This is a genomic window from Providencia sp. PROV272, assembly GCF_049901975.1.
Taxonomy (GTDB): Bacteria; Pseudomonadota; Gammaproteobacteria; order Enterobacterales; family Enterobacteriaceae; genus Providencia; species Providencia stuartii.
Genome location: NZ_CP096291.1, coordinates 2898302 through 2911407 on the forward strand (window position 1 = coordinate 2898302; position 13106 = coordinate 2911407).

General features: G+C 42.7%; 10 protein-coding genes. 1 reads left to right on the top strand and 9 read right to left on the bottom strand.

The window, feature by feature from the left end; genetic code table 11:
• Nucleotides 1-134 precede the first annotated feature (134 nt).
• The 4 genes from M1E93_RS13360 to M1E93_RS13375 all read right to left on the bottom strand — a co-directional run bounded on the left by M1E93_RS13360 (nt 135) and on the right by M1E93_RS13375 (nt 5850).
• On the bottom strand, nt 135-350 hold the full coding sequence (locus M1E93_RS13360) for a cold-shock protein (protein ID WP_004918147.1): 216 nt from the start codon (nt 348-350) through the stop codon (nt 135-137).
• A gap of 390 nt (nt 351-740) precedes the next feature.
• Entirely contained in the window at nt 741-1739 is a 999-nt protein-coding gene (gene lpxK / locus M1E93_RS13365) for a tetraacyldisaccharide 4'-kinase (RefSeq protein ID WP_004918145.1), read from the bottom strand.
• The gene (gene msbA, locus M1E93_RS13370; protein WP_004918144.1) at nt 1736-3481 is read right to left on the bottom strand and encodes a lipid A ABC transporter ATP-binding protein/permease MsbA; all 1746 of its coding nucleotides are present in this window, start codon (nt 3479-3481) and stop codon (nt 1736-1738) included. Before msbA ends, lpxK begins: the two co-directional genes overlap by 4 nt.
• Before the next feature lie 35 nt (nt 3482-3516).
• Nucleotides 3517-5850 carry a DNA internalization-related competence protein ComEC/Rec2 gene (locus M1E93_RS13375; RefSeq protein WP_053110294.1) on the bottom strand — a complete coding sequence of 778 codons (2334 nt, stop codon included), beginning with the start codon at nt 5848-5850 and terminating at the stop codon, nt 3517-3519.
• A 407-nt stretch (nt 5851-6257) separates the two neighbouring features.
• Here M1E93_RS13375 and M1E93_RS13380 point away from each other — a divergent pair, with 407 nt between their 5' ends.
• A complete protein-coding gene (locus tag M1E93_RS13380) occupies nt 6258-7205 on the top strand; it encodes an IS30 family transposase (protein WP_140035165.1) in 948 nt (315 codons plus the stop codon).
• 338 nt (nt 7206-7543) lie between these two features.
• Here M1E93_RS13380 and ihfB read toward each other — a convergent pair whose 3' ends face one another.
• The 5 genes from ihfB to serC all read right to left on the bottom strand — a co-directional run bounded on the left by ihfB (nt 7544) and on the right by serC (nt 13090).
• The gene (ihfB, locus tag M1E93_RS13385; RefSeq protein WP_004918141.1) at nt 7544-7831 is read right to left on the bottom strand and encodes an integration host factor subunit beta; all 288 of its coding nucleotides are present in this window, start codon (nt 7829-7831) and stop codon (nt 7544-7546) included.
• A gap of 55 nt (nt 7832-7886) precedes the next feature.
• The gene (gene rpsA / locus M1E93_RS13390) at nt 7887-9560 is read right to left on the bottom strand and encodes a 30S ribosomal protein S1 (protein WP_014657928.1); all 1674 of its coding nucleotides are present in this window, start codon (nt 9558-9560) and stop codon (nt 7887-7889) included.
• A gap of 176 nt (nt 9561-9736) precedes the next feature.
• Nucleotides 9737-10420, bottom strand: a complete 684-nt coding sequence (gene cmk, locus M1E93_RS13395) for a (d)CMP kinase (protein WP_004918139.1) — start codon at nt 10418-10420, stop codon at nt 9737-9739.
• Nucleotides 10421-10622: 202 nt separating this feature from the next.
• Nucleotides 10623-11897, bottom strand: a complete 1275-nt coding sequence (aroA, locus tag M1E93_RS13400; protein WP_426206990.1) for a 3-phosphoshikimate 1-carboxyvinyltransferase — start codon at nt 11895-11897, stop codon at nt 10623-10625.
• 104 nt (nt 11898-12001) lie between these two features.
• Nucleotides 12002-13090, bottom strand: coding sequence for a 3-phosphoserine/phosphohydroxythreonine transaminase (gene serC, locus M1E93_RS13405; protein ID WP_004918137.1), 1089 nt, complete (start codon nt 13088-13090; stop codon nt 12002-12004).
• Between the last annotated feature and the right edge of the window lie 16 nt (nt 13091-13106).

Here is a 13106-nt window from a genome sequence, read left to right on the forward strand (position 1 = left end):
AATGGATTTAACTCACTTCGGGTCAGGATAACACAAGCCGATATCACCGTTAACTTTAATCTTTTTGAATACGCTCTCCTGCGAGAAATTGAGAGGATAGAGGTGCAGGAGAAACGGTACTGTTAATGATTTAATTAATAAGCAATAACGTCAGCAGCCGTTATGCCATCTGAATTGCGAGTAACAGAAAACTCGACATTTTGACCTTCAAATAATGATTTGATTTTTTTATTTGCAATTGATTTACGTGTAACAAAGATATCATCACCGCCATTTATTGGTGAAATGAATCCATAACCCTTATTTGCATCAAACCATTTAACTCGACCCATATGTAATTGAAAATTCATATTAAAACTCCTTTTGTTCTGAGAACAATAATTCTATTTATTGTTGTACTATTACTCTTTACACGTTATACCCCATGATAAATTGCCGATTTATTAAAATGCTTTAAGAGCAAGTAAACGATTACTACCGGATGTACTGTTGTTATTAATCTGTACACACTATTAAATTAACGGTCTTTCGCATACCAATCATCCACTGTAACTTAACAGCCTATTTTGACATTGAGATGACAAAACTGATGAATAAACGTGGAAACTGCGAGGAAATAGAGACGAACTCAGTTGACCGTGAATAAATCAAATATAGATACTCATTATTAATGAATTACATTTATATACATAATAAAGAGATCTACATCACGTTGGAGATATTATTATCACAGTAAATGTTTAAAGACAAGTTTTTTTATAGCGCTCTACCGTGTTTTTGATCTCACTGAGGATCTTTGCTTCCCCTGACGCATCGAAAGAAGCGTCCACAGGCAGATACCACCAATTGGCTTGGGCGAAGGATTGGCATTTTACTGCGTCTTTTTCGGTCATTAGCAGGGGTTCATTATTAGGTGTTAATGCTAACAGAGAGTGTTGTTGATACGGCTGATGATCTGCAAAAGCATGCGTTTGCACCAATTCTAACCCTTTTTTTTCTAAGGAGGCGAAAAAGCGAGGAGGATGACCTATGCCAGCCATAGCAACCACCGTTTTAAGTTCACTCACTGCACACTTTTCACCACTGAGTAAATTAACGGCAATATCCCCTTCTAATGCCATAGCGACTTCATTAGCGTTTGCTTGCCCACCATTAACGATGACGGCATTCACACTCGTTAAACGCCCCGCTCTTTCACGCATTGGCCCAGCGGGTAACCACCAGCCATTGCCAAAACGGCGTTGACCATCAATCACAACGATTTCGTAGTCTCTCGCTAACGCATAATGTTGCAAACCATCATCGGTGATGATCACGTCCAACTCATGGTTTTCCAATAATGCTCTCACCGCCTCACTGCGTTTGGGGGCCACCGCGACAGGCGCTTTGGTTCGGTAGTGAATTAAAATAGGTTCATCACCGGCTTCAGCCGTTGTCGTCGTTGATGAAATCACTAGTGGATAGTGATCTGCTTTTCCACCATATCCCCGAGAAACCACACCAACGCGGTAACCTTCCCGAGTTAATGCTTCTACTAGCCAAATAACGACAGGCGTTTTACCATTCCCCCCTGCCGTTAAATTGCCAACAACGATTACTGGAACTGGTGCCTTCCAAGAACGGAATAACCCAGCTTGATAACTTATACGCCTAACTAACGCGATCGCCCCATACAGCAGCGAGAACGGCAGTAGTAAGATATAAAGCCATGACTGACCAGCCCAGATTTTTTCTATCATTGGCTAAACTGTATTTTATGTAGTTGAGCATAGGCCCCCTCTAGCGCTAATAACGCTTTATGGTTGCCACGTTCGATAATGCGACCATCTTGAACAACTAAAATTTCATCCGCATTTTCAATAGTTGATAAACGGTGAGCAATCACAAGAGACGTTCTATTTTTTTGCAGTTCGTCCAGTGCTGCTTGAATAGCTCTTTCTGATTCAGTATCCAATGCAGACGTTGCTTCATCTAGGATCAAGATAGGGGCGTCACGCAACAGTGCGCGAGCAATGGCAATACGTTGGCGTTGCCCCCCCGAGAGCATCACACCATTTTCCCCAATCACCGTATCTAAACCTTTATCCAGTTTCGCGATAAAGTCCATCGCATAAGCCATTTCTGCGGCTTTCTCAATTTGCTCGCGGCTAAAACGCCCATCCGTTGCATAAGCAATATTGTTTGCAATGGTATCATTAAACAAATACACATGCTGTGAAACCAGAGCCACTTGGTTACGCAATGACTCAAGGGTATATTCCCTAATATCATGCCCATCAATACGGATAGAGCCTTTATCGATGTCATAGAAACGTGTAATCAAATTGGCAATGGTTGATTTCCCTGAGCCTGAACGCCCAACCAAGGCCACCGATTTGCCTGCTGGTAAAGTAAATGAAATATCATCTAATGCAGGATGTTCTTTAGTTGCATAAGTAAACGTGACATTTTCAAATTCAATATCACCTTTCACATTAGATAATACTTTGGTTCCCTCGTCTTTTTCTTGTTCAGTATCGAGAATAGAGAATAGTGTTTGGCATGCTGCCATCCCACGTTGGAACTGAGAGTTAACGTTAGTGAGCGATTTCAATGGGCGCATTAAAGCAAACATAGAAGAGAAAACAACGGCGATTGTCCCTGGTGATAACTGTTCACGAATTTCAGGGAAACTTGCCGCATACAGAACGAACGCTAATGCAAAAGAAGCAATCAATTGAATAATCGGGTCTGAAATTGCCGAAGCAGTGACCATTTTCATTGATTGGCTACGCATATTATTGCTGACTTTATTAAAGCGCTCAGTTTCAACTTTTTGTCCGCCAAAAATTAAAACTTCTTTGTGCCCTTTTAACATTTGTTCAGCACTAGCCGTAACATGCCCCATCCCCGTTTGCATATTTTTACTGATCTTGCGAAAACGCTTAGAGACGATGCGGATTGTAATAGAGACGATTGGCGCGATAACAATCAAAATAAGGGAGAGTTGCCAGCTATAGTAGAACATCATCGCAAACAAACCGATGATATAGGCACCTTCACGAATAATGGTAATTAATGCACCTGACGATGATGCCGCCACTTGCTCTGAGTCATAAGTGATACGTGATAAGAGGGTCCCTGTAGATTGCTGATCAAAAAAGCTGACAGGCATTCCCATCATATGGCCAAATAGCTTACGGCGCATACTCATTACAACTTGCCCAGAAACCCACGAAACACAGTAGGTTGAAACAAAGCTAGATGCACCACGAACAATAATTAGACCTAACATAGCGAGAGGAAGCCATTTTAAAACGTCATTATCCGCTTTCTCAAACCCTTCATCGAGTAAAGGCTTTAATAAAGAAATCATAAACGCATCCCCTGCTGCGTTGATGACTAGAGCGATAGCTGCAACAAATAAGCCTGCTTTAAACGGCGAAATAGTAGGCCATAACCGGCGAAACGTTTGTCGTGTCGAAAGGTCTTTATCAATCATGTTTTTATTACCAAACTTAATGTAAGCGCACTATTCTACTCGGGAAATGGCGGATCACCAAACCAGAGATGATACCATCTAGGGTACATTTCGATTCGATAGCGCAAAATATTTAACTTTTCTTTTTTAAACCAGATAGTTACCTGACCTGACTCCGCTGTATTAATCCATTTAATATTATTATTTTTGTACCGTAAGTACACTTTATCTGACGGTATTTTCCAAGGACTGTATCTTGCTGAAGAGACTAATACCGTTGTTGGTGAAATTGTTCTAATGAATAGTGACGTTGATGACGTATTGCTGCCATGATGTGGCGCAAAAACAATGTCCGCATTTAATCGATGTTTATATAGTGCGGTAATTGCTTGCTCACCCTGCTTTTCGATATCACCTGTTAGTAAGATTTTATGGTAGCCATCGGTTAACATGATCACACAAGAATCATCATTATGAGACTTTTCAGCAAGCTTTTCAGGCCAAAGCACTTCAAAGTGCAGCTCTCCCCATTGCCAACGTTGACCTTTAGAGCAAGGAAGATGTTGCCCCCCTCCAAAACTGCTTCGCACATTTAACCAAGGGTATTGTTTTTTTAGAAATGGCACTCCGCCTATATGGTCAAGGTGCTTATGGCTTAGAATAAGGCCTATCGGGATAATCCCTTTTCGTTTTAAGTATGGAATGATCTGTTTTTGGGCGTTACTTCCTCCTTGCCAACGATTACCTGTATCATATAAATAGGAGACGCCTTTTTGCTGTATTACAACGGCTAAACCATGACCAACATCCAGAGTGGTTAAGCTCCATCCTTGCTCTACTGATTTATCAACCGCACTTTCAGTGCCGATGCACAATGCACTAAAACAGCCTAATAACCCAATATAGGTTCGATGCCAGCCAAATGAAATAAATACACCAATCAACCAGCAGAATATAGAAACCCACAATGAAACGGACTGTAGCTCCATCCAAAAATCACTGAGATACACTAATGGCTTTATTCCTATTGAAATAATGCTATCAATTAACTGCAAAATAAAATGATGGATTGCAGCACTTGGAAACAGATATAGCAGAAATGAGAGTAAGATAAGCGGTACAACCAACCAAGAAACAATAGGAACCAACCAGAGGTTTGCCCAAAAGCTCATAAAATTGATCCCTTGAAATAATCCCATTTGTATTGGTGCTAATAAGATCAATAAACCCGTTTGTAAATGCACGAAAGGAATTAACCAACCAAGGACTTTTGTATGCTGTGTAGAAGATGATACAGAAAATAACTTGAACCAATACAGTATCGCCAATACCGCAAAACTGGATAACCAAAAGCTGTCAGATAGCATAGCTAAAGGGTCTGCAAGCACAATCAAACCAATGCTCCATACCGCCCATTGCCATGAAAAATAGAGGCTCTTTTGCTGTTTGATATAGATCCACAACCCCAATGCAATTAAAGCACGTGTTGCTGGAATAGCGAAACCAGAGACCCATCCATACAGAAAAGCAAAAATGCCTCCAAATATAATAGGTATTTTGGGGCTAATAACGTAGCTGGGAAGCAAATACAGTAAGCACCGAGCAAGCCAATAGCCTAGTAAATAAGATAGCCCGATGTGCAAACCGGATATGGCGATAAGGTGGCTCACACCTGTACTTTGTAATAGTGCGGATAACTCAGGCGTTAATAATGTGCGCTCACCAAACATTAAAGCATAAGTAATCGCAGCATTTTTTAATGAAAGAATTTCTTCCTTATAAAAATCTATTACCCTCTGCCGCACAGAGCAGCGAGAGTCGATCATTGTTGTTTGGGTGTTTTTTAATTTACCAATAATACGTTGTGATAGGCTATAACGTTGTTGGTCAAAGCCCCCTTCATTTAAGGATGCATGTAACGGTTTTAATAGGCTATTAAGTTGCCAAGTTTGCCCCGCACAAATAGTAACACCTGACCGATGTTTCACTTGCCATACCGCATATAATGGCGGAAACACGGTGACCCCAGCAACTTTATTAATTCTGACTTTAATGTTTTCTTTTTCTTTATTAAATAGTGGTACGCTGATAATAGTAACGTCTAATAATTGGTACTTTTTTGACAGTAGGTTTATTTTCTCAATAACATCATTAGCGTGCCAACATGCCCACAAAAATGCGATAGCTATTAATAGAAAAAACTTCAGATAACGATGTGCTTTTATAAATAACAAAAATAGAAACAAGATACCTGAAATAATGAATGAATTATTTATTGTGGGGATATGATGAATAAATAAAATCGGTAATGTGCCAATAAATATCGCGATCGCCGCTAAAGTATAGGAAAGTGATCCTCCCCGAAATAGTGTCAGTATACTGCCATACATTTCCTCACCTCTTAGTGCGCCACATGAATGAGCACCATAACGAGGCTTACCCTTTTTTGGAAAACATGAATATCAGCGATACGAGCTGCTTCCTAATACTTGATGATATCAATCAATCATATTTTTTTATTTAGGAGGGGCTTCGCAAAACTATTTTGTTTTTATTGTTAATTTAAATAATTATTGAGAGAGAGTATCGCCGCTTGGATTAAATTAAAAGTGAGTGATATCGTTGTCTATATAGCTTCGTCTATCTCGATTTTAGCTAAGCTAAATATCAACAGCCTATATAATCTAACTACCCGCGAATTCAGATAATAAGTGCAACGCTCGGTCATGTTAGATGGAAGGACGGTTAGCTACTGATAAGCTATCCTGCTCTTCCGACCAAAGATGAGCGAGTAAGTATGAAGTATCAGCAACTAACCGAAGGACAACGATACCAGATATCGATACTGCGTGAGGATAATTTATCCTGCCATGAGATAGGTATCCGTATCGGTGTAAGCAAGTCCACGGTCTCCCGTGAACTGAGGCGTAACACTTCAGATACTGGTTATAACCCACAACAGGCACACCAGAAGTGCTGTGATAGGCGGCTGTCATCTGCCAAAAGGACAATTCCTCAGCAGACCATAGATTTCGTGATATTTGCTCTGGAGTGGAAGTGGAGTCCTGAGCAAATAAGTGCAATTGGCAGCATTATTGGTCTTAGCGTCAGCCATGAATGGATTTACCAGTATATCTATGCGGATAAGCGTAGCGGTGGCGAGTTGTACAGGCATCTTAGGCAGGGCAAACGGCGATATCGTAAGGGCTACGGGCAGAAACGAGGGCGCATCCCTGATGCGGTATCCATTGAGCTACGGCCGTCAGTCGTCGATGACCGTAGCCGTCTGGGGGACTGGGAGGCCGATTTGGTGCAGGGTAAACAGGGCACTGGTGCTATCGTGACACTGGCAGAACGCAAAAGCCGTATTTACCTGACAAAAAAGGTGTTTTCAAAGGATGCGGTGGAAGTCAGTAAGGCCATTATCTCACTGCTGAGTGAGTATCAGGATGTATGTCACACAATAACGTTCGATAACGGTCTAGAGTTTAGTGAGCACAAGGCGATAGCAGAAGCACTGAACGCAGATACGTACTTTGCCCATCCGTATGCCTCGCATGAGCGTGGGCTGAACGAGAATACGAATGGGTTGTTAAGACAGTTTATCCCGAAAGGAACAGACCTGCGGACAGTGACAGAAGAAGACTTACAACGCTATCAGGGAGCGTTGAACAGCAGGCCACGCAAGTGTCTGGGGTTCAGACAACCTTCGGTGGTGTTTGCGGAGCTAAGAAAGGCGGCTTAGCGTTGCACTTCGGACTTGAATCCGCCACCTAAGTGGGTCATTCATGTTCGGGTAACTTGTGTCTGTATTCCGAGCCGTTGCTATACCATAACCAGTTTTATTACGCTCCTAACCTATGGTGCTCTATTTTTTAGCCATTAGCAGATTGCTCCAGCCCTACGACAATACTTAAACGGTTTCCTGCGAGTCAGATAAGCAATTAAGCAGCTCACGGTCCCCTTTACTGAGCGTGTCGTTTTAGCCAGAAACGCTATCAATACGTTAAAGACCCCCAATAAAAAAACGGTGCTGTGAAACACAAGCACCGTTTTGAACTAATAATTAAGATTTACAATCAATTATTGACCATAAATATTTACACGGTCACGTAATTCCTTACCTGGTTTAAAGTGAGGAACGTATTTACCTTCCAACTCCACTTTGTCTCCAGTTTTTGGGTTACGCCCAACACGCGGAGCACGGTAGTGAAGAGAAAAACTGCCGAATCCGCGGACTTCTATACGTTCACCACCAGCCAGAGTATCTGCCATATGTTCGAGAATTTCTTTAACAGCATCCTCGACCGTTTTTGCTGACAGATGAGATTGCTGGCTAGCCAGTCTTTCGATTAACTCAGACTTGGTCATAGTACCTCCCTAAACTACCGTTACGAAGGGGTAACGCCTGTTACCCCTACCTTAATTATTCGCCTTTAGCTGCTTTGAAAGCTTCAGCCATTGCGTTGTTACCGAAGCTAGTATCTTCTTGCTTGTTCACAGTAGCGATAGCGTCTTTTTCATCAGCTTCGTCTTTTGCACGAACAGACAGGTTGATTACACGGTTTTTACGGTCAACACCAGTGTATTTAGCTTCAACATCATCACCAACTTTCAGAACCTGTGTTGCATCTTCAACACGGTCACGAGAAGCTTCTGATGCACGTAGGTAACCTTCAACGCCCAGAGTCAGCTCAACAGTTGCACCTTTAGCATCAACTGCGATAACTTTACCAGTTACGATTGCGCCTTTCTTGGTTGCTGCTAAGTAGTTATTGAATGGATCTTCAGCTAACTGCTTAACGCCCAGAGAGATACGCTCACGCTCTGCGTCGACTTGCAGAACAACGGCTGCGATTTCGTCACCTTTTTTGTATTCACGAACTGCTTCTTCGCCTGCAACGTTCCAGGAGATGTCAGACAGGTGAACCAGGCCATCGATGCCGCCTTCCAGACCGATGAAGATACCGAAGTCAGTGATTGACTTGATTTTACCTTCAACACGGTCACCTTTGTTGTGAGTTTCTGCAAATTGCTGCCATGGGTTCGCTTTGCATTGTTTCAGGCCTAGAGAGATACGACGACGTTCTTCATCGATATCCAGAACCATAACTTCAACAACGTCACCAACGTTAACAACTTTAGATGGGTGGATGTTTTTGTTAGTCCAATCCATTTCTGAAACGTGAACCAGACCTTCAACGCCTTCTTCGATTTCGACGAAGCAACCATAGTCAGTCAGGTTAGTTACGCGACCAGTCAGTTTAGTACCTTCTGGATAACGTTTAGCGATTGCAACCCAAGGATCTTCGCCCAGTTGTTTCAGACCCAGAGAAACACGGGTACGCTCACGGTCGAATTTCAGAACTTTAACTGTGATTTCATCACCAACATTGACGATTTCGCTTGGGTGTTTAACACGTTTCCAAGCCATATCAGTGATGTGCAGCAGGCCATCAACACCGCCCAGATCAACGAATGCACCGTAGTCAGTAAGGTTCTTAACGATACCTTTAACTTCCATGCCTTCTTGCAGATTTTCGAGCAGTTGATCGCGTTCTGCGCTGCTTTCAGATTCAATTACAGCACGGCGAGAAACAACAACGTTGTTGCGTTTCTGATCCAGCTTAATAACTTTGAACTCTAGCTCTTTGCCTTCCAAGTGGGTTGTGTCACGAACTGGACGAACGTCAACCAGTGAACCTGGTAAGAACGCACGGATACCGTTCAGTTCTACAGTGAAACCACCTTTTACTTTACCGTTGATAACACCGGTTACAGTCTCAGCTTCTTCGTAAGCTTTTTCCAGCATCAGCCATGCTTCGTGGCGTTTCGCTTTCTCACGAGAAAGGATAGTTTCACCGAAACCATCTTCAACTGCATCCAGAGCTACGTCGATTTCGTCGCCAACTTGGATTTCTAGCTCACCCTGAGCATTTTTGAATTGTTCTACTGGGATAGCAGATTCAGATTTCAGACCTGCGTCAACCAGAACAACGTCTTTATCGATGGCAACAACAGTACCACGGACGATAGAACCAGGACGGGTTTCAATATTCTGCAGGGATTCTTCAAAGAGTTGAGCAAAAGATTCTGTCATATTAATGATCTTCAAGAGTTTTAAATTAACGTCCATTCAGCTTCCGGCCAAATGGGGTTGTTTTACATACCCCACAACTTTCCTTGTCATAAGGTGATTACCATGTTAAGCGAAAAAATCAACATAGTATTAGATGCGTATACTATCTACATTATAAGCTAAAATACAGCCAATTATTAAGATAATTGCAGAATTTTTTTCGCGTAGGCTTGTGCTTTTTCAATGACTTCCTCAATTGACATACTTGTGGAGTCCAAAATCAAAGCATCCTTCGCGGCAACTAAAGGTGCAACCGAACGGTTACGATCACGATAGTCGCGTTCTTGTATTTCGGTTAAAAGTCGTTCAAAGTTAACATCAAACCCTTTTTCCTGCAACTGCTTCATGCGCCGATGAGCGCGCTCTTCGGCGGAAGCGTCAAGAAAAATTTTGACGGGAGCGTCAGGAAAAACAACGGTTCCCATATCACGGCCATCTGCAATCAAACCTGGCATCGCTCTAAATGCGCGTTGCCGGCGTAATAGCGCTTCCCTTACACGCGGAAAAGCCGCTATTTGCGAGGCGGTTTTACCCACATCTTCCGTGCGAATTTGATTTGAAACATCTTCACCTTCTAAAATCACTTTTAACTGGTTTTCTTCTGGCACAAAGCGTACATCTAGGTTTGCCGCTAAAGGTACTAACGCATCTTCAGACTGAATGTCTACATGATGATGTAAAGCCGCTAATGCGAGAACACGATAAATCGCACCAGAATCTAAGAGTTGCCATCCAAACTGGTTTGCCAGCGCTTGGCATAATGTACCTTTACCAGCACCACTTGGTCCATCAACGGTTATTACAGGGGCAATTGCCACCATAAAAGGTCTCCTTCTCTGCACGTGGTTTCACCACCTGCAATTAAAATCTGTAGTGGTATTATACCTACTCGACGATTTTGTGAAATAAGCAGGTTCTGATGAGTCGCAGAAAAATGGTTATGCAGATATATAAATGGCGGCTAATTATGGATACTGACTGACATTGCCTCAATGCAAAGTCAGTCAGTCGAATGATTAAAATTTAGCTCAGACGGGCTAATTGTTGGAAGTAATCTGGGAATGTTTTTGCCGTGCACCCTGGATCTAAAATCGTAACAGGGGTATCAGACAAGGCAACGAGCGAAAAACACATAGCAATTCGGTGATCGTTATAGGTTTCAATTTCAGCATGCTGTAATTGCGCTGGCGGAACAATACGGATGAAATCGTACCCCTCTTCGACTTCAGCACCGACCTTACGCAGTTCAGTCGCCATAGCATACAGTCTATCCGTCTCTTTCACGCGCCAATTATAGATATTACGGATCACCGTTTCCCCTTGCGCAAACAGTGCCACAGTACCAATGGTCATCGCCGCATCTGGGATAGCGTTCATGTCCATATCGATTCCGTTTAACGTACCTCGTTGGCATTCAATAAAGTCATCCCCCCAACGAATTGTTGCCCCCATTTTCTCCAGTACATTGGCAAACTTGGTATCGCCTTGGAGACTATTACGACCAATACCTGTCACTCTGACAGTACCACCTTTAATAGCTGCCGCGGCAAGAAAATAGGATGCTGATGACGCATCACCTTCGACTAAGTATTCACCGGGTGATTGATACTGCTGTTGCCCTTTAATAACAAAGCGTTGATATTGGTGATTATCCACTTCAACGCCAAACGTGGCCATCAAGGCTAAGGTGATATCGATATAAGGTTTTGAAACCAATTCACCTGAGATAGTAATGATTGTCTCTTTCTCAGCCAACGGCGCGGCCATCAAAAGTGCGGTCAAAAATTGGCTAGAGACAGAGCCATCAACCGATATTTCACCACCAGAAAAACCACCACGTAAGCGAAGGGGCGGATAATTTTCTTGTTCTAGGTAATCAATCGTAGCGCCACCTTCACGTAAAGCATCAACTAAATGCCCTATTGGGCGCTCTTTCATGCGAGGCTCGCCTGTTAACACAATATTGTTATTCGCTAACGACAATGCTGCGGTCAATGGGCGCATTGCCGTACCCGCATTACCCAGAAAAATTTCCAGTTCGTCAGTATGGCATAACCGCCCACCGACTCCTTGAACACGGCAACGTGTTTTATCTTCAGACAATTGGTAATTAACACCAAGCTGGCTTAATGCATTCAGCATATGGCGAATATCATCACTATCCAGTAAGTTTGTCAGTAACGTTGTGCCATTAGCCATAGCCGCTAATAACAGCGCTCGGTTCGATACACTTTTAGACCCTGGCAGGTTGATCGTTCCGTTAATTGAAGAGATAGGTTGTAATGTCAGGGATTGCATAAAGCGCAGGTTCTCCAGTACTGTTTGCCTAATTATTTATTATCGTTTTCAAAAATGAAGATAGTTAAACCCGACCCAATGCGCGGATTAGGTCGGGAAGATGATTATGCGTGGCGACGTTCAAAGTCTGCCATGAAATCAACAAGTGCTTGGACACCGGCTAATGGCATCGCATTGTATATTGATGCACGCATCCCACCTGAAACGCGGTGACCTTTTAGTGACAATAGCCCTTGTGCTTTCGCTTCTTCAAGGAATTTGTCATCCAACGCAGGATTTTGCATTTGGAAAGGTACGTTCATCCAAGAACGGTTTTCGACCGCAACGCGGTTAATATAAAATTCACTATCATCGATTGCGTTATACAACAATTGTGATTTTTCATAGTTGCGTTTTGCCATTTCCTGCAAGCCGCCCTGCTCTTTCAACCACTTAAAGACCATGCCTGATAAATACCAAGCAAAAGTCGGCGGTGTATTAAACATCGAGTCATATTTTGCTAAGGTTGTATAATCAAATATTGAGGGTGTCTGCTTTGAAGCTTTGCCCAAGAGATCTTCACGGATAATAACAATGGTAAGACCCGCTGGACCAATATTCTTTTGTGCTCCTGCATAAATCACGCCATAACGGCTAATATCAATAGGTTTAGACAGAATCGAAGATGAATAGTCCGCAATGATCACTTTGTCTTTCGGGAAATCAGGTTCTTCATGGATAGCTAGGCCATCAATAGTTTCATTAGGGCAATAGTGAACATAAGCCGCATCTGAGCTTAATTGCCATTCGCTCATCGGTTTCACACCCACAACACCGTCTTTTTCTTGTTTGACTTGGATAATGTTAGGAGTGCAATATTTTTGTGCTTCTTCTGCCGCAGATTCCGCCCAATAGCCACCAACAATATAGTCTGCCGTGGTTTTATCGCCCAACAGATTCAGCGGTAATGCAGCGAAATGACCGCGAGCACCACCATGGCAAAATAGTACTTTATAATTTTGCGGAATATTTAATAAATCACGTAAATTTTGCTCTGCTTCCTCCGCTATCGCAATAAAATCCTTGCCGCGATGGCTAACTTCCATAACAGAAACGCCTAAGCCTTTCCAGTTACAAAATTCCTGTTCAGCACGACGCATGACTTCAACAGGTAGCATGGCAGGACCCGCACTGAAATTATAAACCTGACTCATTGATTTCACCCTATCT